15 protein-coding genes are annotated in these 21,502 nt (G+C 55.1%); 9 read left to right on the forward strand and 6 right to left on the reverse strand.

Annotated elements, in window-relative coordinates; genetic code table 11:
- The first annotated feature begins 77 nt into the window (after nt 1–77).
- Both AC52W5_RS12015 and AC52W5_RS12020 read left to right on the forward strand, forming a co-directional pair.
- Complete coding sequence (locus AC52W5_RS12015; RefSeq protein ID WP_495671157.1) at nt 78–2,723, forward strand: c-type cytochrome; 2,646 nt, start codon at nt 78–80, stop codon at nt 2,721–2,723.
- 159 nt (nt 2,724–2,882) lie between these two features.
- Complete coding sequence (locus tag AC52W5_RS12020) at nt 2,883–4,868, forward strand: GMC family oxidoreductase (protein ID WP_495671158.1); 1,986 nt, start codon at nt 2,883–2,885, stop codon at nt 4,866–4,868.
- Between the two features lie 31 nt (nt 4,869–4,899).
- Here AC52W5_RS12020 and AC52W5_RS12025 read toward each other — a convergent pair whose 3' ends face one another.
- From AC52W5_RS12025 to AC52W5_RS12045, 5 genes are read right to left on the reverse strand one after another with little or no spacing between them, the layout of a single operon-like run.
- A complete protein-coding gene (locus AC52W5_RS12025; protein WP_495671159.1) occupies nt 4,900–5,826 on the reverse strand; it encodes a hypothetical protein in 927 nt (308 codons plus the stop codon).
- An 11-nt stretch (nt 5,827–5,837) separates the two neighbouring features.
- The gene (locus AC52W5_RS12030; protein ID WP_495671160.1) at nt 5,838–6,899 is read right to left on the reverse strand and encodes a hypothetical protein; all 1,062 of its coding nucleotides are present in this window, start codon (nt 6,897–6,899) and stop codon (nt 5,838–5,840) included.
- Between the two features lie 2 nt (nt 6,900–6,901).
- Nucleotides 6,902–7,816, reverse strand: coding sequence for a hypothetical protein (locus AC52W5_RS12035; protein ID WP_495671161.1), 915 nt, complete (start codon nt 7,814–7,816; stop codon nt 6,902–6,904).
- A gap of 2 nt (nt 7,817–7,818) precedes the next feature.
- A complete protein-coding gene (locus AC52W5_RS12040; RefSeq protein WP_495671162.1) occupies nt 7,819–9,369 on the reverse strand; it encodes a hypothetical protein in 1,551 nt (516 codons plus the stop codon).
- A 57-nt stretch (nt 9,370–9,426) separates the two neighbouring features.
- On the reverse strand, nt 9,427–10,356 hold the full coding sequence (locus AC52W5_RS12045) for a hypothetical protein (protein ID WP_495671163.1): 930 nt from the start codon (nt 10,354–10,356) through the stop codon (nt 9,427–9,429).
- A 270-nt stretch (nt 10,357–10,626) separates the two neighbouring features.
- On the opposite strand from AC52W5_RS12045, the gene AC52W5_RS12050 reads away from it, so the two are divergent.
- Nucleotides 10,627–11,145: a DUF3617 domain-containing protein gene (locus tag AC52W5_RS12050; protein ID WP_495671164.1), complete on the forward strand. Its 519-nt coding sequence runs from the start codon at nt 10,627–10,629 to the stop codon at nt 11,143–11,145.
- Nucleotides 11,146–11,204: 59 nt separating this feature from the next.
- On the opposite strand, the gene mpl is transcribed toward AC52W5_RS12050, so the two are convergent.
- The gene (mpl, locus tag AC52W5_RS12055; RefSeq protein WP_495671165.1) at nt 11,205–12,575 is read right to left on the reverse strand and encodes a UDP-N-acetylmuramate:L-alanyl-gamma-D-glutamyl-meso-diaminopimelate ligase; all 1,371 of its coding nucleotides are present in this window, start codon (nt 12,573–12,575) and stop codon (nt 11,205–11,207) included.
- Between the two features lie 391 nt (nt 12,576–12,966).
- Between mpl and lptD the strand changes: the two genes are divergently transcribed.
- The 6 genes from lptD to AC52W5_RS12085 all read left to right on the forward strand — a co-directional run bounded on the left by lptD (nt 12,967) and on the right by AC52W5_RS12085 (nt 21,294).
- Nucleotides 12,967–15,753, forward strand: coding sequence for an LPS assembly protein LptD (gene lptD, locus AC52W5_RS12060; RefSeq protein ID WP_495671166.1), 2,787 nt, complete (start codon nt 12,967–12,969; stop codon nt 15,751–15,753).
- Nucleotides 15,754–15,822: 69 nt separating this feature from the next.
- Entirely contained in the window at nt 15,823–17,145 is a 1,323-nt protein-coding gene (locus AC52W5_RS12065) for a peptidylprolyl isomerase (protein ID WP_495671167.1), read from the forward strand.
- A 44-nt stretch (nt 17,146–17,189) separates the two neighbouring features.
- Complete coding sequence (gene pdxA, locus AC52W5_RS12070) at nt 17,190–18,170, forward strand: 4-hydroxythreonine-4-phosphate dehydrogenase PdxA (protein ID WP_495671168.1); 981 nt, start codon at nt 17,190–17,192, stop codon at nt 18,168–18,170.
- A gap of 70 nt (nt 18,171–18,240) precedes the next feature.
- A complete protein-coding gene (gene rsmA, locus AC52W5_RS12075) occupies nt 18,241–19,020 on the forward strand; it encodes a 16S rRNA (adenine(1518)-N(6)/adenine(1519)-N(6))-dimethyltransferase RsmA (protein WP_495671169.1) in 780 nt (259 codons plus the stop codon).
- Nucleotides 19,021–19,226: 206 nt separating this feature from the next.
- A complete protein-coding gene (locus AC52W5_RS12080) occupies nt 19,227–19,853 on the forward strand; it encodes a transglycosylase SLT domain-containing protein (RefSeq protein WP_495671170.1) in 627 nt (208 codons plus the stop codon).
- Nucleotides 19,854–20,088: 235 nt separating this feature from the next.
- Nucleotides 20,089–21,294: an ammonium transporter gene (locus tag AC52W5_RS12085; RefSeq protein ID WP_495671171.1), complete on the forward strand. Its 1,206-nt coding sequence runs from the start codon at nt 20,089–20,091 to the stop codon at nt 21,292–21,294.
- Nucleotides 21,295–21,502: the final 208 nt, after the last annotated feature.

Consider the following 21,502-nt stretch of genomic DNA (forward strand, 5'->3'; position numbering starts at 1 on the left):
TTCCATTACTGGAAGATGCTTTTTCCGGGCACCGGCAAAAACCAATAATATATGATTTCTCCCAGGAGGGCTGCCACATGAAGTCCAAAAGAGTTGCCATCACTCTCATCGCAATGGGATTGACTACATTGCTTATCGGCTGTGCCTATAAGCGCCCGCCCTGGATTGCAGCCGAATGTATTGAAGGTCCGTTTGCGAAGGCCGGAGCAGTGAAGGACGAGGCACAATGCGTGAATCGATCAGCAGAGAGCTTCCCCGGCGCGGACGAAGATTACTTCAAGGACATGGACTATGGGATCAGCCAAGACCCGCAGAAGGTTGTCGCCACGCTGGAACCGTTTGTTCCCGGTATTTCCGGCGCTCCGGAAGAAGCTGTAAAAGCCATCGTCAGGGGCCGGAATAACTGGATAGTGTGGACAGGTGGCGATGACAAGTTCTGGGACCATCTCAATATCAACAGCCAGGGCAGCTTCGATCTCCTGAAAGTCCTTTCAAATCATCCGCACCTCATGAAAAATCCGGGATATAGCCGGGATAACCGGTGGTACTGGTTCGGTCTTGTCAATGAACCGTGCTTCAGGAAAAATGTGGATGCACAAGGCAATTCATTGGGACGCGCGGACCGCTTCGGCCTGTATCTCGACGTGCGCGATCCGAATTGCGCACGCGACCCGTTCGAGAATGAAGAGAAATACCCGGGCGTAAAGATCGGGGCGCGCGGCAAGACGGTGCCAATCGGGTCCTACTATGGATATGCGAGCGGGATTGTAGGATTGCGATTGTTCCCCAATCCCGATTTCGATGAAGCCGCAAAAAAGCGCTGGGACCCGGAAAGATATTATACCGATCCGTCCTACTACAACGATGCCAACCTGGTGAAGCCCTACCGGATCGGGATGTCGTGCGGATTCTGCCACGTAGGCCCGAACCCTTCCAATCCGCCGAAGGATCCGGAGAACCCGCAATGGGCCAATCTTAATTCCAATCCCGGCGCACAATATTTCTGGTTCGACCGGATATTCGCCTACGAAGCCGACAAGAACAGCTTCGCCTATCAGTTCCTCAGCACCAATCGCCCCGGCGCCCTGGATACCTCGCTCATTTCAACGGACTACATGAACAATCCGCGCAGCATGAATGGGGTATATAACCTGGGCGCACGGATGAAGAATGCGTTGCGCTCCGGCAGGGAGCAACTGACGGGCGACGAGCTGAACAATAAGCAGTTTAATGATTATCGGGAGATATCTTCCGAAAGTCCGCTGCGAAGGTTCTTCGAAAAATCGGGCACAGTGTTCACCCCACGAGTGCTCAAGGATGGAGCGGATTCCGTGGGCGCGCTCGGCGCCTTTAACCGCGTTTTCGTAAATATCGGACTTTTCAGCGAGGAGTGGCTTCAGCATATCAATCCACTGATCGGTGGCAAGCCATTCACGCCGTTCCCGATCGCCACTGCCAACAAGAATTCCAGCTATTGGCGGGCAACGGAAAACCAGACTCTGGATACATCGCTGTTTTTCCTCGCAGCCAGCCGGCCGGATTATCTGGCGGAAGCGCCGGGAGGCGAGCGTCATCTGACCGCTGATGCGGCCACCCTGAAACGCGGCAAGGAAGTATTTGCGGAGAATTGTGCCGGCTGTCACTCCAGCAAGCTGCCGGAGAAAGCGGTGAAATTTTTCCCCAATAACGGTTGCGTCGGGCCTGATTATCTGAACTGCTGGAACCAGTACTGGAACTGGACAAAGACCGACGAATTCAGGCAGGAGATGAAAGAAATCGTTCTGAAGGAGGATTTCCTTGCTGACAATTATCTTTCTACCGAGTTGCGTGTTCCTGTCACCCTCCTTGAAACGAATATTTGCGCTTCCCTTGCAACCAACGCGCTCAAGGGCGATACCTGGGATAATTTTTCCTCCACCTCGTACAAGGAACTGCCTCCCGTCGGGAGCGCGCTGATTCACCATCCCGTAACACGGGAGCCGCGCTCCTATCCCATGCCTGGTGGTGGCCGCGGGTATATCCGGCCGCCTTCGCTTGCGAGTCTCTGGTCCTCGGCGCCCTTCCTGTTGAATAACACCCTGGGCAAATTCTATCCCTCAGGCACTGTTGAAGACAGAATGAAATCCTTTTATAGCGGAATAGAGCAATTGCTCTGGCCGGAAAAACGCTACTGCGACCAGGAAGACCTGTACGGGGGTGGTTACTATGCAGAAAAGAATTATGGGGCTCAGGAACGAACAAGCTGCGAAAGCCGCACTTATGTCACCCGGTCGGGCAAGGAATTGCCGGGCATTATCGACCGAACCTGGGCAAGAAGCTGGCTGCTGATACCGGAAGGTTACCTGCCCTGGTACGTCAGATTGCCGATCCATGACGGAGTGCTGAATCTGGGACCCATACCGGAGGGCACGCCCGTCAGCCTTCTGTCCAACCTGGACCTCGATAAGAGAGGCGACGAAGTCAAGACGCTGCTGAAGACACTCAAAGGTCATCTGGGGGATTTGATCGCCGCCAAGGTAACACCCGATCGGATCACGGATGCGGAATTACGCAAGGTCTATTCTGACCTGGTCGATCCCCTCATCGGCGTGAGCAAATGTCCGGACTTCGTGGTCAACCGGGGTCACTATTTTGGAACCGATTACCTGCCGGGAGACGAAGGGCGGCCGGGACTCGGAGATAGCGATAAACGCGCATTGATTGAATTCCTCAAAACGATGTGACGCACTGCACCATAATCACCGCTCCCCTCGGGGGAGCGGTGCGAATTCTTATTGCAAAGCGGGGGACAAACCGAAGGGAAGTTGCAGCCAAACCGGTGGAAACTTTTCCTTTATAATGATTTTTGCGACTCTCCACAGAAAAATACTATTGGTTTCGTCTTGATCTCCCGACGCAGTTTTGTCAAGCTCAGCGCCCTGCTGGTATCCGGCGCAAGCGCCCTTCTTGCCAGTTGCTCTACCCTTCTCTGGAAGGGTTCTTCGCAGCCCTTTGCTCCCCTGGATTGTCCGCCAGCTGCGGAAAACAAATTTGATTACATCATTATCGGTTCCGGCGCAGGAGGCGGCCCACTCGCCTGCAACCTTGCCCTAAAAGGTTTCCGCGTGCTGTTGCTGGAGGCGGGGGGAGACGACGATCCCTGTGAATATTACGTTCCCGCCTTTCATGCGCGTGCCTCGGAGCACGAGGCCCTGCGCTGGGACTTCTTTGTACGCCACTACGCCGATGACGAGCAGCAGAAACGGGATGACAAGTTCGTTCCGGAACAGAACGGTGTGCTTTACCCGCGCTCTGGCACCCTGGGGGGATGTACTGCGCACAATGCGATGCTGCTGATCTATCCCCACAATAGCGATTGGGACTATATCGCCGAAAAGACCGCCGATGAATCCTGGCGCAGCGAAAACATGCACAAGTATTTCAAGCGGATGGAGCGCTGCGAATATGCCAGCCGGGCTGAAGAACCGGATAGCCGGCATGGATTCGGAGGCTGGCTTCCGACAAATCTGGCAGAGCGGGAAATGCTGCTGAGAGACAAGGTTTTGAGAAAGCTTTCAAAAGCTGCGCTCGAGGAATCGCTGAGCGGCATTATCAACCCGATCAAACGGACCTTGCTCAAGATAAAAACCCATGGCGATCCCAACGATTGGCGTTTCATTCGCAGAAGGCCGGAAGGCTTGTGCAAGATACCGATCACCACCCGGCAGGGGCGTCGGGCTGGAACCCGAGAATACATATTGCGCGTTCGCGAGCAATGCCCGAATTTACTCGAAGTCAGGACTCATGCGCTGGCAAAGCGCATCCTGCTCGATGAACAGAACAAGGCCTATGGGGTGGAGTACATTTCCGGCGCCCACCAGTACCGTGCGGATCCGCGGCATGGGACAGCAACTCCAGGGATCGTGGAAACCGTGCTTGCAGAACGGGAGGTGATTGTTTCCGCAGGCGCATTCAATACACCCCAATTGCTCAAGCTCTCCGGCATCGGCCCTCGGGAAGAACTGGTGAGCCATGGCATCGAGGTAAAAGTAGACTTGCCAGGGGTTGGAGAAAACCTTCAGGATCGTTATGAACTGGGAGTGGTTACCCGGCTCAGGGAAAACATCCCCCTGATCAAGGGAATGAAACTTCGCTGTCCCGCCCCCGGCGAAGCACCCGATCCCCAGTTCAGCCAGTGGCTTCAGGGCGTCGGGCCCTACACCACCAATGGTGCGACGATTGCGCTCATGAAGCGCTCGTTTCCCGAACGCCCCAATCCCGATTTATTCATTTTCGGCCTGATCGGGGATTTCCGGGGATATTATCCCGGTTATGCCGATAATATCGCCAGAACGGAAAATGCCTTTACCTGGGCCATCCTGAAGGGTCATACCGCTAATACAGCCGGCCGGGTCACGCTCCGGTCCGCCGATCCCCGCGATGTACCGGATATAAACTTTCATTATTTTTCGGAAGGCACGAACGCTGGAGAAGACATGGAATCGCTTGTCGCCGGAGTGGAAGCAGTGCGCAATATCGTCAGGCTTTCCTCCGACGTGATCGAGGAGGAGGTTTTGCCTGGTCCGGAAGTCAAGAGTCGTGAAGATATACGACGTTTCATAAAAAACCAGGCGTGGGGACACCATGCCTCGTGCAGCTGTAAAATGGGCGCTGCCACTGATCCCATGGCTGTCGTCGACAGCCGGTTTCGCGTTTATGGCACCCGGAATCTGCGCATTGTGGATGCTTCCGTTTTCCCCAAAATACCCGGTTTCTTCATCGCTTCATCCGTCTACATGATCAGCGAAAAAGCATGCGACGTGATCAGCGAGGATGCGGAGAACACGACAGCCGAAAGCGTAAGCCGGCACTTATATTCCCGTTCATAACTCCCCGCACTCTGCCAGCAAGGAGAGCGGTTCACTGATTGATTCCGGCTCCTTCCTGTTGCGGCGCCTCGAAAGGTTCTACAGCGGTAGCGGGTGCCAGGCACGGACGCAGGTTCTCATAACCTGCGTCAATCATTTCCGTCACGTCAGGCGTATGTCCCGTCTCCGCACGCAGCCACTCCGCAACCTTGGCCCGGAGCAAAGCAATGGATGGATGAGGCGTTGCCTGCATCCAGGGACTGCCCTTCCGCGATGCGAGCGGCGGGGGCATCGGCACTTTGTCACGCAAGGCGGGAGCAATCTCCCACATCGAGAGACGTACGAAAATCCTTGGTGCACATTGCGCCAGGCTCCTGCTGACCCGGTTCCTATCTCCCGCAAGAAAGTTTGGAGGGAAACGCTCGGCCGTAAGGTGGCAAGACCCGCAGGCTTTCTTGAAAGCAGCCCCCGGCTCAGGTACAGGCACTCCTGTTTCGAGCTCGGCCTGTGCAGGTGGCAGAAGAGATGGTTCCCTCTCCTCGCCCACCGCATCCAGATCAAGTGCCGAGCGGAGGAGCGTCCGGCTGAGAGGCGCATCCGGCCATGTAAACTGCGATATCCTCTGGCGTAGCGGGGCGAAATCCTCGGTGATGGTAACGAAAGCTTTGCCGCCATCCCGATGCTGCTTCACCTCGAAGTTTTCAATCAGGTTTCCATTCGCAGTCCGTGCCCTCGAGCCATCACTTGTCGCCATCCCGTCCTTGAACAGGAAATGCAGCGGCTGCTCATTGCCGAGAGCAAAAGCGTCGATAAAATTTTCGCGCCCACGCAGGATGAACTCTCCCCGGCAATCGTATCGTTCTCCGGAAAGAACGCAAGGCGCAGCATAAACGCGGCGCCTGGCTCCGGCAACGCTGGCAAGCCGTGCATCGAGATCGTGCAGATCCTCATCGGGGATGAGAGCAGCCAGTCCCGTCACGAAGCGACGCGCTAGCAGCGGATCGCCCGCTGTCCATATGCCAAGGGGGGACGCGGCGCAAGAGGATCAAACTCCGCGGCAACATGCGACTTTGCAACCCCTACCCCTTCCATATCTTCTTCCACACCTTCCACATCCTCCGCAAGCGCAAGCGGGTCCCGGTCTGGAAGATCGGGATTCGGAATGGCAAGACCGCCGGGCCAGCGTCCAGCGAACTGGCGTGAGAATGCCTGTTCCAAAGTGCTCATGTCTGAAAACCTGCCTCCCGACAAGCGGTACTGGATTGCAGCGGTGATTGCCAGTGAGCGGCAGGTCGAGTCGCACGCTTCGAGCCACACACGGTGTATTACACCGATAAGATTGGCCCGGTCAGTTGCATCGTCAATAAGATCGGGGAGATCAACGCCGCGATGCAAGGGGATTCCATAAAAGCTATCCCTTACTTGGGACAGCTTCTCCGCTACCCGTCGATTCGCATTGGTTTCATCCCATAACTGCCGCGAAAAAATCGGCGCGTGATTCTGGTGGCAAGCCATGCAAATATTCCTGTTTGCATAAACCAGCCGCGGTGTGCCGCCTTCCCTATAATCCCTCACTGCCTGAAATTCAAAGCGTGCGGCGGCCTCGTTGTAGCTGATCACTTCGATCACATTCGTCTTTTCCTGGTAAGCAAGATAGAGGCGGTCTTTTGCGAACAATGGACCTTTGCCCTCCCCTGTCACCGCGACAATTGCACGGGGATAGGCGAAAAAATCGGGTGCGGCGGCAGTGCGCTGCAGAGATCGGCCAAACGGAACCAGCACCGGGGTAATGCACGCTCCTTCCCGACACCCAAGCTGCCTCTCGATCTTCTGAACCAGGGCTGCAAACGGGAACGGAATACCATCGGCTGCAATGAAGTCGAACAGCGACCGGCCGGATGGGGGAAGTGCCGGGCCGGACACAGCCGGATCAACGGCCCAGCTCGGGCCCTGGCACTCCGTTACGCAGTTGCCGCTGGCGCCAGCAGACGGAGCGTAGATCAGGGAGATACAGGCTCCGATAATCGTCCCGAGCAATACAGTACGACACATGCTCAGTTTTCCGACCTGAAACCAATTGGACGGACCTGCTCCCCTGGCCAGCAATCCTGTCGTGTTGACTCCCCTCCAGAAAACCCCAGACTATGGCGCTGATCGAGATTCCTGTCGTAGAGGGTAAAATTCAGAAAAAAGGTTTTGCCGAGATAGGCGCGCCCGAGATAGAACCCCGGCCGGATCATACGGATTTCGTCGCGCACCTGGAGGCCATGGCGGCCAACCAGTTGATCAAGCAGTTCCGGATACCCTGGAATATCGTCGCTGAAGGAGTAATCGACGATGATCGACTCCCGGCGCGAATCAAGCAGGCTCTGCCCGCAGTAGAGGCGTGCGGGGAACATCAGCCACTGTTCCCGGCCCTCTATAGTGATAGTGGGAATGGCTGCCGGATGGGAGCCAAGCAAGTGGTCGAGGGGCGTCAGGTCATCAACGCGAGTGAACGCCAGGCGGACGTCGCCCTGAAACACCTTCCTGCCCCACAAGTACCTGCAAAGAAGCTTGAACCTGTTTGTGCTGGCATTCGCAAACCCCGGCAATTCACTGATGATTCTGGTTTCGGTGGTGATTCGATCATCAGGAATACCATTCGGGGAAAACGGCTGCGCATCGAACAATCCATCAGGGATCACACCGGCAGGCAGGCGCGCATAGATCTGATCTACCTGCTCCTGATCGTATGCAGCCAGCATCTCAGGCGTGAGTTCGGCCAGATGGACAGAAGTGAGGGAAAACTCATGCTCAACCCGCGCAAAATCGGGCTTACTCGCATAATAGCCGCCATAGCTGGCAAACCTGATGGCGGAAGGTGACGAGCCATGCAAGCTACCGCAGGCGCCAAGTGTAACGCCTGCACAGACAATGACCGTTTTCGCCGCCCTTATCCCTATCCTTATCCCTATCCCTGCTTTCATTGCTAAAGTGTAGCGAGAAAGGCGATAAGTGCATCCTTGTCGCCATCGGACAGGTCCTCTCCAAAAGGATGCCCCTCGTTATCGATCTCTGCTGTACAGAAACTGTAGCTTGTCATGAGGCGAGGAAAGTTGCGGAGAACTTCAGCCATGCGTCCTGATTCCTTCGCCAGCACTCTGGCGGCAGAGCGCAGATCTCCGGCAATTTTCCTGCCCTCACCGCGGCCAAACTGCCTGACGAGCTTCTCCTCCGCCATGGCGGGTTTGCGCCTGGCAAGAAGCATGTCGTTCACGAATGCCTTGTGCTGGAAGCTTGTGACCCTGCCGACGTTGAAACCCGCCGGCAGCACCAGGTTAAAGCCGAGCAATTCACCCTCACGCTTACCATCCCAAACCTTGGGACCGAGCGTGACTTGTATGTCGTTAGCGATGCGGGGAATCTTTGGTGTGCGCCTGCCGGGATTGAGCAAATCCCGCATCGAGGCTACATACAGCTTGAAACGCCCCTCGATACTCGGATCATATGACCAGCAGCCTTGTGCTTTATCTACCGGGATTTCCTGCCCATCTGCATCCACATACGGCGACCGGTAGAAATTGTTCATCTGGTTTACCGGCTTCCCGCAAAGCTCCGGACCAACGGAATTGTTGTGCAAAAACGGGGCATGGGCCCATACTGACAACAGCGAAATATTGCGATAGTAGCCTCGGCCACCATCATGCGGTTCGCGAATGTTCGGATCTGGAGGCCGCGCGCGAAGTGTTTCAGAGCCGTATTCTTCCCAGATGTGTCCCATCATATGATTCGAATGCAGGGAACGGCAACGGTGCGTGCCTGCTTCAGAGGCGAAGATAGATTCATCCGAGCCCAGCCAGTCTGCGCGCATCCCGGTCGCATCGACTGCCCGAAAGTCCCGGCTGCGGAACGCTCCGCCCACGAGCTCCGGAATAGACGAATGACAGCGTGCGCACTTATCCGCAAAGACTTCACGGCCACGTCTCACTGCATTTTCCCCAAACTCTTTGTTCAGATCAGCTTCTAGATCCGCCTTGGTATAAACGGCATTCGGGTTTGAATCACGCAGCGCAAGCTCGCGAGCGCGGGCGAGGTCCGTGGCTTCGCCTTCCCTCGACAAAAGAAAGTCGTGTATGTTCTCCAGCCGATCTTCAATGGCGCGAAAACTGGCGCAATCCCGGCGGCACTGACCAATGTCGAAGGGTGTCTGGCCAAAATTGCGTTGATGCGGATCGAGTTGGCGAAGGTCAGTCAGATGGTTCATCCAGCATTGCTCTGAACAGCTTCCGATATTGATATAGACACGCTGAATCGCCTCAAGCGTGCCGGTCGAGTCTTCACCACCCTTCAGAAGGTGATGAACTGTCGCAACAGACTTCTCCCGTAGCCAGCACTTGCCATTGCGGCCGGGTTCGCACCAGCAGCGGGGGTCGGCAACCTTGCACGACGCAACCTTGCGCCACCGCATGACCTGTTCATTATCGAACGTCGGCCGTACCTGGGTATGAGTAATGGCGTTCGTGCTCCCGGGATTGTGCACCTGATCAGTAGAGATCCCTGACGTATCAGACGTGCCTGGTCGCGCCTGCCCGAACAACTACGCCTCAAGCGTCGCTCCCGACATTCCGGAGGTGAGTATTTCCGAAATTCGCAAATACTGGTTCCCGATGGTGCCGCGGATGTTTTCCCACTTTGGATCAGCCGGATTTTTGGGAGGCTTCAATGGGTCGAAAGCGACATGGCAGGACGCGCAGGTGATGCCGATCAGAAACGGTGGCTCGATCGAGCCATCGGCAAGACGGCTGAATTCGCTGCTGCCCATTCCCGGTTGTTTTGGGAGCGGCATGCGATATCCATCCCAACCTGCGAGACTCCCGTTCAACGCGATCCATCGAGATCTGTCAAAACGGGGATTGGGAAATTTTCTGAAACCGATAGCACCGGTTGAGGTGCCAAAAGCGAGATCACATGCAGACTGACGCTGGTCCTTGCTCCCGTGATGCGGATCGGTCCTTATGGGAAGCGTGTCCGGATGGTCGCAGGCTGGATCGCGATAACCAGCATGCCCTACGTGCTTGAGCAGTTCCTCATCCCCAGGGCACCATTCGAACCCGTAGGTTTCTTCCCACGTCCTCGCGGGACAACCCGCGGTACCCGGCATGCAGCAGTCAGGATCGTTGATGAGACCCCACGCTGCAAAGCGATCTTCATGCTCATGCGCGTTGAGGACGCGATACCAGTCGACCTGTACATTGAGGCGCTGGGGAAACACATAGGTATAAAAGCGGCTGTTGCCGGCAGTCGCCTTGTACCAGATCTCGCGACCGGCTCGCTCCGAAGCAGTAAGCCCGGATGCCGCGGCATAAAATCCGGAGGTATCGGCCCTCGGCAACACTTTCATCGCAGACGCGCCGGATGACTGTGCAGAAGTGAGGCGCAATCCGCCATCGTTTGACATTGCAGGGCCTAGCAATATCGCACCGACCAGCAACAGAATGATCCGCGCCAGAACATATGTTTTCTTCATACCCTCCTTACTACAGCGGCTGAAGGATGGGTTTCAGATATTGCTTTGAAAAAATCTGGATACCCACTTTCGCGGGTATGACGGCACCTTGATGGTGCCGGTCGCCAGAATTCCTCACTTCAGCGTTCGCGGATGAGGAAACCACAGTGGAGGCATGCCTCTACGACCTCAGTCTAGTACATAAATGCCCCGCTTTCTGCGAGTCAACTCCTTTGCAGGCGGCTGGTATAATCAACATGAATATCTGGAGAAGCGGGTTAGAAAGATTCGATGCGAAAAATCCTTCCATCACTACTGTTATTCATGGTTTCGGTGGGCAATGCGGCAGAAACCCCCATACGGCCCGGCTTATGGGAAATAACAACGACGTCGATGCTATTGGCCCTGGTGCCACAGATTCCGCCCAAGCAAATGCAGCAGCTGACGAATCTGGCGAAGCAATATGGACTGGATTTACCCCGGATCGAGAATGGAGCGGCCACATCCAGAATCTGCATCACCCAGGAAATGGCGGAGCAGGAGATTCCTTCCTATCTGCATGTTCACGAAGCGGGATGCAGCATCAAAAATGCTATCCGCACCGAGAATGACTACAAGATGGATCTCGTCTGCACCAATCCTCAATTGCAGGGCAAAGGGCGGGCTGAGGGTTCGTTTACGACATCGGAGAGTTTTTCGGGATGGACCGTGTTCACGGGCACAGTGCAAAATACTCCCGTCAATGAGCACGCCGATACCAGGGGACGCTGGATCAGCGCGAGTTGCAGCAAGGCAAAATCACCGCATTGATTGCCAACCCGGCTCCTGTCCCGCCATATCTGTCTGCGTGACTGGCGGCGGCTTAACCCTTACCCGCTGGCAACTTCGTCTGCTGCGACTGCGGCCATCCTTTTGAGCAGTTTTTCGTGAATACCGCCGAAACCGGCGTTGCTCATGACGAGTATATGGTCGCCTGGTCGGGCGTATGCCGTAATCGCAGCAATCAATTGGTCCAGCTCTTCAAAGGCAACCGCTTTTTCGCCCAGCGGAAGCAGCGCTTGCGACAGGTCCCAGCCCAGGTTGGCAGCGTAGCAGAACACCACGTCCGCCCTTGTCAGGCTGTCTGCCAGACTCTCTTTCCATACGCCCATTTTCATGGTATTCGAGCGTGGCTCAAGCACGGCAATGATGCGTGCCTCCTTCACCCTGCTGCGCAGCCCATCGATCGTTGTACGAATCGCTGTCGGGTGGTGGGCAAAATCGTCATAAACCGTGATGTCCCTTGTTACACCCCTTACTTCCATGCGGCGCTTGACATTCCTGAATTCCGCCAGCGCAGCAATGCCTGTCTTTACCGGTACACCGGCGTGACGAGCGGCGGCCAGTGCGGCGAGCGCATTCATCCGGTTGTGCTTTCCCAGCAATTCCCACAGCAGTGTTCCCTGGGATTCACCCAAAAAGGATACGGCAACCGCATCGTCCGTGAGGATGCTTGCCTCCCACCCGTTAGGAACGCCTATCCTTTCGACGGGCGTCCAGCATCCCTTCCCCAGAACCCGCTCCAGATTCTCTTCCTGGCCATTGCTGACGATAAGACCTTTGCCGGGAACAATGCGCACGAGATGATGGAATTGCTGCTCGATCTCCTCCAGGTTCCTGAAAATATCTGCATGATCGTATTCCAGGTTATTGAGAATGGCTGTTCTGGGGTGAAAATGGACAAACTTGGAACGCTTGTCAAAAAAAGCCGTGTCATATTCGTCGGCTTCAATGACGAAAAAACCTGAACCACCCAATCTCGCCGAGATTCCGAAATTCTGCGGTATGCCGCCAATGAGGAATCCCGGTTCCATCCCCGCATATTCGAGAATCCACGCCAGCATGGAACTGGTTGTGGTTTTGCCATGCGTTCCTGCCACCGCAAGCACCCATTTGCCCCGCAGGACATTTTCCGAAAGCCATTGAGGACCGGAAATATAGGGCAGGTTGCGGTCAAGAATCTCTTCCATGAGGGGATTGCCGCGGCTCACTACGTTCCCTATCACGAACAGGTCAGGATTCAGCGTGATTTGCTCCGGAGAAAACCCTTCGATCAACTCGATACCCCGCGATTTCAATTGCGTGCTCATTGGAGGATAGACTCCAGCATCGCAACCGGTAACCCTGTGACCTGCTTCCTGTGCAATTGCCGCAATGCCTCCCATGAATGTGCCGCAGATGCCAAGAATATGAATATGCAAAGCTTGCTCCTGATATATATAAAATGAATTACGCGGCCGCCTGCTTGCGGCTAAAATATGTCCGCCCGATACGCCCGCCCGGAATTGGCCCGTTTCATCCTGTCAGCGTGCTTCGATTGTGCGTTCGACCTCATCCCTGCTGGCTTGTCACTCTTTTTTGTTACACTTACGGCTTTTGTTTGCTTGCAGCCCACTACTGGTGCCGGTTGAGCGGCGGACTGCATGCAGGAGCAGCTTCCATTTGCACGCGCGGCGTCCCACTATTCCGCGCACATGCTTCCATAGGTGGCTTCCATACAGCGCTTCCATACGGTGACGCGAGACTTATGAGCTTGAAAATAGGCATTCATCCATTTCCGGATGATATCGTTTTCAGGTTGAAGAACTTCACATGAAATTGCGTTTTATCCGTTCCGTCTGCTGGTCTTTTTTGTTGTTTTGCCTTGCCTGGAATGTGCGCGCCGAGCCGCCTCTTTCTTCCAGACCAGAGCAGGAACGCGCAGCCCCTCCTGGTGAGGGTGACGATAAACCGGTGGTTATCGATACGGAACGCATCCGGGGTCATCATGAATACGAGTCTGGCGCCAGAAACGAGAGTGAATTGCGCAGTCGCTCGACCATTTCAACTGATCAGATAAAAAAACCCAATCAAAAAGCGAGCCCCACCGCTAAGGATGTGCCGTCCGGGCCTCAGCAGAACTATACACTATCCCCCGCAATAAAAACCGACTCCCGAACAAGCACCTCAGCCCAAGAATCGGAGAAGACGGAAAGCATGGTTTTACCGAGCGGTATGGAACGCCTTCCCGAACCCGTCGCAGAAGAAGGAGAACCCAGGCTGCGCACTACGACGCGGGCTGCACCGCGCAGTTTATCTGCGGAAAAGCGCGGGGAGAAGTCCGCGAGGGCAGCGGCGGCGGCAGAAGCAGACGAGGGCAGACCGGGGTTTGCAGAAGGCGAGCGCATTGGAGGGCACAGGGAAGAAGCGGGCGAAGCAAGGCTGCGTCTTGCCGGCGAGGCTGAGCCCGAGGGGGTTGAGCAAAAACTGGCGGAAGTTGAGGCGGAAACGGACAAACAGCCCCCCGTGTTCGTCGTTGCAGACCGCTTGCAAGGTCACGTGGAGCAGGAAATCGAAGCGATAGGCAAGGCGGAACTGTCTACCGGAGATCAGTTTATTTCTGCTGAGCGGATGAAATACAACCAGAGCACCAACGATGCCGAAGCCCAGGGCAACGTTCGCGTGGAAAAGGAAGGTGACATACTGGAAGGATCCAATCTCAAGTTCAATCTGCTGAGCAAAACCGGCCAGTTAAGCGAGCCCAACTATCGTTTGAAGGATGCGAGCAGCCGCGGTTATGCGGGCATGCTCCTGTTTGAAGGCGAGAATCAGTACCGCCTGCAGAAGGCCAACTACACCACCTGCCCGGCGGGAGATGACAGTTGGGTTCTCCAGGTGGCCGATCTGAAGCTCGACAATGACAAGAAAGTGGGCACCGCCAAAAATGTGAAGCTTACCTTCAAGGATGTGCCGATAATGTATACCCCCTGGATGAATTTCTCATACAGTGGCGAGCGCAAATCAGGATTACTGGCGCCTACTTACAGCACCAGCGGCAGGACGGGTCTTGAACTGGCCTTGCCCTTCTACTGGAACATCGCGCCCAACTATGATGCCACGTTTTCCGCACGCATGATGTCGAAGCGTGGCTTGGCGATCAACAACGAATTTCGCTTTCTGGGCAGAAACTCGAGCAGCAACCTGCTCGCCGACATCGTGCCTCGTGACCTGGATACGGAAACAACGCGATGGCGCACTTCGTTCTGGCACAATCATTATCTGGGAGCCGGCTTTTCCGCTCGTCTGGATTACAACAGGGTGTCGGATGATGCCTATTTCCGCCACTTTGGCAACAACCTGAATCTCACATCCCGCACCAACCTGCTGCAACAGGGACTGCTGTCTTACAATCGCGGGCTGGGAGATGACGGCACATTTAACGTAACCTCGCTTGTCCAGAGCTTCCAGACGATTCAGGATCCCCTGGCCGCAATTGTCGTGCCTTACAAGCGCCTGCCGCAGGTGGGGTTGAACGCGAATAAGCCGGACGTCCTGGGAACAGGAGTCGATGTCAATCTTTTGGGGAGCTGGACCAACTTCTCCCACCCCACCCTGGTCAGCGGCCGCAGGATCGTGCTCTTTCCAAGCATGAGCTACCCTCTTCGCAATTCTTTCGGTTTCATCACGCCAAAGGTGGGGATGCACTACACCCGTTACAGCCTCGGGGAGGATGCCGGCTCGCCGGATGAAACCCCCACCCGCACCTTGCCGATATTCAGCCTCGACAGCGGCATTGCCTTCGATCGCAAAACGTCCCTAGGCGGGGAAAGCTTTACACAGACGCTCGAGCCGCGCATATTCTATGTTTACGTCCCGTTCCGCGCGCAAGATCAGTTGCCGAATTTCGATTCCGCCAAGACTGACTTCAGCTTTGCGCAGATGCTGTCGGAAAACCGTTTCAGCGGGAGCGACCGTATCAATGATGCCAACCAGGTGACTTTTGCGCTGACGACCCGCCTGCTGGAGTCCAGTACCGGGAGGGAGCGTTTGCGTGTGGCTGTTGGGCATCAATTAAGCTTTATCGACCGTCGCATCTCGCTGGACACCCCGCAAACCGTCGATCGCCGACCTGATTTTATTGCCGCAGTGTCGGGTTTTCTCACACCGACCATCAGTACCGACACCAGCCTCCAATTTGACCAGACGCGCCTCCTAGCCGATGTGGTCCGCTCGGGTGTAAGCTATCGTCCCGAACCGGGTCGCGTGTTGAATTTCGGTTATCGTTTTACCCGCGATGTGCTGCATCAGGTGGATGCTTCCAGCCAATGGCGATGGTCGGAAAGATGGCAAACGGTGGCCCGCCTGAATTACTCGCTACTAGACCACAGAATTCTGGAAGGGCTGGCAGGAGTTGAGTATAATGCGTGCTGCTGGTCGTTGCGATTTGTGCTTCAGCATTTGACCCTTGCTACGCAGAAATCGACTACAGCGGCTTTTTTGCAACTTGAGTTGAACGGCCTGATGCAAATCGGATCGAACCCGTTGACCGTATTGCAACGCAGCATTCCCGGGTATATCAGGACGGGTAGCCAGGGAAGCAGCTTGATAGAAGGGCCATAGACCTCACATCTATCACTGTTCGCACGCCACGATCACACCATCTCTCCCCTATTCCAGAAGCTTATTCACATGGGCACGAAATTGTCGTCGCGTTCTCCCATTTCCTTTCCCCTTTTAACCCTGTTTGCCGGAATGGCCATTGCCCCGCAACCGGCGCATTCCGGGGTGGAAACCATCGATCATATCGTTGCGGTTGTGAATGAGAACGTGGTTACCCGCCATGAACTGGACGAAATGCTCAGCGCCATGCTGAAACAATTGCAAAAGCAAGGCGTACAGCCTCCCCCGCCTGCTGTACTGGAAAAGCAGCTTCTGGAGCGAATAATTCTGAACCGCGTGCAACTGCAACTTGCGAACGAAACCGGACTGACCGTAAGCGACGCGGAACTCGACCAGACTTTGCGCCGTATCGCGCAGGAAAACAAGATGTCCCTGCATGAGTTCGACAGGGCGCTGGCGGAAGACGGGGTCAGTTTCAGCAAATTCCGTGACGAGATTCGCGAGGAAATCATCCTGGTCAGGCTGAAGGAGCGTGAGGTAAGCAATCGCGTGAGCGTGACTGAAGGGGAAGTCGATCATTTTCTGGAAACACAGGAAGATTCGCCCAGTCAGAGCGATGAGTATCGCATTGCCCATATTCTGGTGCAGGTGCCCGAAGGAGCCGACCCTTTGAAACGCGATGCGGCACGGCAGCGGGCAGAAAGTGTCCTGGCAAAATTGAAGGCAGGAGCCGAGTTTGCCCAAGTAGCCGCCGAGTTCTCGGATGCGCCGGATGCGATGGAAGGTGGCCTGCTTAACTGGCGCCCCGCCGCCCAACTCACAAAAAAGTTTGCCGAAATACTGACTCCAATGAAACCGGGAGAAATTACCGGAATAATTCCAAGCCCGAATGGATTTCATATCCTCAAGCTGGTCGACCGCCGCAACCAGGATACAGTAACCACCGTGATAGACCAGACGCATGCGCGTCACATTCTTATAAAAATCAGCGAGCTCACTTCGGAGGCCGACGCCCACAGGCGTGTAACGGAATTGAAAGAACGCCTGGATCATGGCGGCAAGTTTGAGGAACTGGCGAAGCTTCATTCGGAAGATGCCAGCGCCCCCACCGGAGGGGATCTCGGCTGGGTCTCGCCGGGCGATACGGTTCCGGAATTTGAACAGGCCATGAGCGCTCTTAAACCGGGAGAAATCAGCGGGCCTGTCCAATCTCCTTTTGGTTGGCACCTCATTCAGGTCATCGAGCGCCGCACCCAGGATGTAAGTCAGGAGCGCAAGCGCCAGTCCGCACGCCAGGCGATCCGGGCCCGCAAAGCGGAGACGGCATTTCAGGAATGGTTGCAGCGCCTGCGGGACCGGGCATATGTCGAGTACCGGCTGGAAGAAGGCTAGCTGGAAGTCTTGAAAAAGCGCCGTGGACCGAGGCAGCCAAACCATTGAATAATCCCAAGCTCGCTCTCACCGCGGGGGAACCCGCCGGAATCGGTCCCGACCTGTGTGTACAGATCGCCCAACTGGGCTTACCTTTCACGCTCGTTGTCATTGCCGATAGGGAATTGCTGCAGGAGCGCGCACGCTTGCGGCAGCTTCCATTGACAATAACGGACTACTCTTCCCGTAGGGAATTAAAGCCGGAAAAAGGGAATCTGCACGTGCTGCACATTCCCCTGGCCGAGATTGCCACTCCCGGTAAACTCGATGCGACTAATGCGCCTTATGTGCTGAAGACGCTCGAACGGGCTGTTGCCGGATGCGTCCATGGCGAGTTTGATGCAATGGTAACGGCGCCGGTGCATAAAGGCATCATTAACGATGCCGGCATTTCTTTTACTGGCCACACTGAATATCTCGCGCAACTGACAAACGGCCGTCCCGTCATGATGCTCACCGGCGGCGGGATGCGGGTGGCGCTTGCCACCACCCACCTGCCCCTGAGAGACGTCGCGAGTGCCATTACGAGCGATGCTTTGGAGCAAAAGCTGCGCATCATCGAGCATGATCTGGTCAATCGCTTCGGTATTCCAAAGCCACGCATTGCCGTAGCGGGCTTGAATCCTCATGCAGGGGAATCAGGTCATCTGGGCAGGGAAGAAATCGATATCATCATCCCTTTGCTCGACAAGCTGCGCGCCGAGGGGATGAGTCTGATCGGCCCACTGCCTGCCGATACACTTTTCAATCCATCGAAGCTGAAGGATTACGACTGCATATTCGCCATGTACCACGACCAGGGGCTGCCGGTGCTCAAGCATGCGAGCTTTGGAACCGCCGTCAACGTCACACTGGGCTTGCCTATCATCCGCACCTCCGTGGATCATGGCACTGCACTTGAATTGGCGGGAACAGGGAAAGCTGACCCGGGCAGCCTGGTGGCGGCTATCGAAATGGCGGCATCGCTGGTTGCGCATCAGCCATAGCTCTCAACCCTGCATCTTCGTTCGCCTGAGCTTGTCAAAGGGTAAACGAACCTGCAAACTCTCATAAACCATGCAGCACACCCCCCGCAAGCGCTTCGGTCAGAATTTCCTGGTTGATTCCCAAACCGTAGCCGACATTATTCGCGCCCTCCATCCCCGTCGGGAGGATGTAATGGTAGAGATCGGTCCAGGACTGGGAGCATTGACACGACCCCTGCTCCAGTCACTTGAACATCTGCACGTGGTGGAGATCGACCGGGATATCGTGAAGCGGCTAGGTGATGAATTTTCCGCGAAAAAGCTGACAATACATGAAGGGGATGCGCTCAAATTCGACTTCTCCAGCCTCGGTGAAAGTCTGCGGGTAGCGGGCAACCTGCCCTACAACATTTCCACTCCGCTCCTTTTCCACCTGAGTCAATTTGCAGACAGCATCCGCGATATGCATTTCATGCTGCAGAAGGAAGTGGTCGCCCGCATCGTAGCCAAACCCTCCACCTCGGATTACGGACGGCTTTCAGTCATGCTGCAATACCGCTTCGAAATGGAACAGCTTTTCATCGTCTCGGCCGAATGCTTCCGCCCGCCGCCAAAAGTCGAATCGGCGGTGATTCGCATGATTCCACTCAAGAAACCGCTGGTCGAGGCGAGCCAGGAAAAATTATTTGCCGAAATTGTTTCCGCCGCCTTCTCGCACCGCCGCAAAACCCTGCGCAATACACTACGCAATTATCTCAAGCCTGGCGATTACCTGAAGCTGGAGATTGACCCTAACCTCCGAGCAGAAAATTTATCAATCGCGCAATATGTAGCGATTACAAACCATTTCAATGGAGCCAGACCCGATTGAAGTTGATTGAAAGTAGCAGAAGTGTTACGCGAAGTTCTGAACTGAGATCAAGGCAAAAAGTCACTCTGTCCCCACCGATCTCCGGCTTCTCAGTAATAAACAGGCAAAATACCTGTTTATGAAGTAAATCCTTAACATGACATGAGTATAATCTGGGAGCCATTTCTGGGCATGCAAAAAGGCGAAAAAGCAGACTCCTCGGTTTTATGAACTTGAAACAATCGATATTGCCGACCGTGGCATTGTTACTGGGTTTCGGATTAATACAGTCAGCCTGGGCAGAGGTCATCTACTCGTTTACGGATGACCATGGCGTGGTGCATTTTACCAATGTGCCGACGGATGAACGGTATATTCCATTCATGGGGAGCAGCACCAACCCCGGGAAATCACGGACAGCTTCAAATAACGGGCATCTGATCGCATCGCTCAAGACGCAATATGCGCCGGTAATCAAGGAAGTCGCCCGCGCCCACGCCCTCGAAGACGCGCTGCTCCATGCCGTGATCACTGTCGAATCTGCCTACAACCCCAAGGCGGTTTCAAAAAAGGGCGCAGCGGGCCTGATGCAACTCATGCCTGAAACTGCCCAGAGATACGGTGTCACAGATCGTTTCGATCCCGTGCAGAATCTCCATGGCGGTGCGAGATATCTCACAGAGCTGCTGAGAATGTTCAACGGCAACTTGAGTTTGACTTTGGCCGCTTACAATGCTGGGGAAAACAACGTCGTCAAGTATGGCAACCGGATTCCGCCATTTCAGGAGACGAGGACTTATGTGCCGAAGGTTCTCGATCTCTATCGCAGATATCATTCAGGGGAGAGGCTCTAGGAAGGGGAGTTTTCGTGTCGTCCTTCTTGAATTTCGCTACACAACCCTGCCCTTCTTCCCCTCCCCATACGACGAACGTCCAGCCTGCTCCTGCTGAGACTTTGAAGTCCCGGCATCGTGTTTCTTTTTTTTATTGAAGTCCGTTTTATTGAAATGTCCCCATTGTGCTTAAGGCTATTGAGGTTCACACTGTGCCTGGGCAAGTCAGATAACCGTAAACACTATGGGGGGAAAAATGAAAAAAAGTCTCTGCATGACGCTGTGTGGCACAGCCGGTTTTTTTCTGCTGTATTTAAGTGCCTGGGCGAGCGAGGGGGGCACTGCGCCCGAGCTTAACGAGGCGCGACAGGTAGCTCAATACAATTATGTAATTCATATCCTCGCCATGTTGCTGGTGGGTTTCGGCTTCCTCATGGTATTTGTCAAAAGATATGGATTTGGGGCCACGACCGGAACATATCTGGTGGTGGCTGTCGGTCTTCCGCTTTATATGCTGCTTCGCGCAAATGGAGTATTTGCCCACGAAATTGCTCCGAACACGGTGCAGGCATTGCTTTTTGCTGAATTCGCCGTGGCGTCCGGGTTGATTGCCATGGGCGCGGTCCTCGGTCGTCTCCGCGTTTTCCAATACGCACTGCTGGCGCTGTTCCTGATTCCCGCTTATCTCTTGAACGAATGGCTGGTGCTGGATAACGGAATGGGTATGACTGAGGGATTTCAGGATACTGCGGGGTCGATCATCATACACGCCTTCGGGGCATATTTTGGCCTGGGGTTATCCCTTGCACTGACGACGGCGCGACAACGAAGCCAGCCGATTGAGTCGGACCCGACTTCTGATCGATTCGCAATGCTTGGTTCAATGGTCCTGTGGCTTTTCTGGCCTAGTTTCGCCACCGCCATCGTTCCCTTTGAGCAAATGCCGCAGACGGTGGTCAACACGGTACTCGCACTGTGTGGCGCCACGATCACCACGTACTTCTTGAGCACATATTTCCATAAAGGCAAAACCTCGATGGTCGATATGGCGAATGCGGCGCTGGCCGGCGGAGTAGCGATCGGTTCGACCTGCAATATCGTGTCACCGACAGGTGCTTTTGGGATCGGCCTGCTCGCCGGAGCCGTCAGCGTCATCGGATTTGTGTTCATTCAACCTGCACTGGAGAGACGCTTCAAGATCGTTGACACCTGTGGAGTCCATAATCTGCATGGAATGCCAGGATTGCTGGGTGCATTCGTTGCTATCCTGGTCGTGCCCGGCATAGCAGTTGCCCAATTTATCGGCATCGTCTTCAGTGTCGTGCTCGCCCTGATAACGGGACTCGCCGCTGGCGCGCTCATCAGGGCTACCGGCACAACGCATCTGGCTTATGAGGATAGTGAGGAATTTACACACACTGAAGGACCGGAAGCTACGGAAATAGATGCAATGGGCACTTGAAGCCAAGACCCTAACTTAAAGATTGGAAAGCGACAATCACGCCTTGGCGTTTATGGAATGTTTATAGCGCCAAGGTCAGACCGATCAATAGAGTCCCATTGATCCAGTACCTGCTCTTGAGTAAGGATTAATGGGGTCAGGCTCGATTGGTCGAAAAATAAAAGTAACGAAGGGCGTTCACTTCCTCAAATAGTAGGTACAGAATCAA

This window comes from Nitrosospira sp. CT, from assembly GCF_059489795.1.

What these genes read in the sequence shown, in the direction of transcription:
- AC52W5_RS12015 (WP_495671157.1), top strand. Translation starts at nt 78, where the DNA reads ATGAAGTCCAAAAGAGTTGCCATCACTCTCATCGCAATGGGATTGACT.
- AC52W5_RS12030 (WP_495671160.1), bottom strand. Translation starts at nt 6,899, where the DNA reads ATGTGTCGTACTGTATTGCTCGGGACGATTATCGGAGCCTGTATCTCC.
- AC52W5_RS12035 (WP_495671161.1), bottom strand. Translation starts at nt 7,816, where the DNA reads ATGAAAGCAGGGATAGGGATAAGGATAGGGATAAGGGCGGCGAAAACG.
- AC52W5_RS12045 (WP_495671163.1), bottom strand. Translation starts at nt 10,356, where the DNA reads ATGAAGAAAACATATGTTCTGGCGCGGATCATTCTGTTGCTGGTCGGT.
- AC52W5_RS12050 (WP_495671164.1), top strand. Translation starts at nt 10,627, where the DNA reads ATGCGAAAAATCCTTCCATCACTACTGTTATTCATGGTTTCGGTGGGC.
- lptD (WP_495671166.1), top strand. Translation starts at nt 12,967, where the DNA reads ATGAAATTGCGTTTTATCCGTTCCGTCTGCTGGTCTTTTTTGTTGTTT.
- AC52W5_RS12065 (WP_495671167.1), top strand. Translation starts at nt 15,823, where the DNA reads ATGGGCACGAAATTGTCGTCGCGTTCTCCCATTTCCTTTCCCCTTTTA.
- rsmA (WP_495671169.1), top strand. Translation starts at nt 18,241, where the DNA reads ATGCAGCACACCCCCCGCAAGCGCTTCGGTCAGAATTTCCTGGTTGAT.
- AC52W5_RS12080 (WP_495671170.1), top strand. Translation starts at nt 19,227, where the DNA reads ATGAACTTGAAACAATCGATATTGCCGACCGTGGCATTGTTACTGGGT.
- AC52W5_RS12085 (WP_495671171.1), top strand. Translation starts at nt 20,089, where the DNA reads ATGAAAAAAAGTCTCTGCATGACGCTGTGTGGCACAGCCGGTTTTTTT.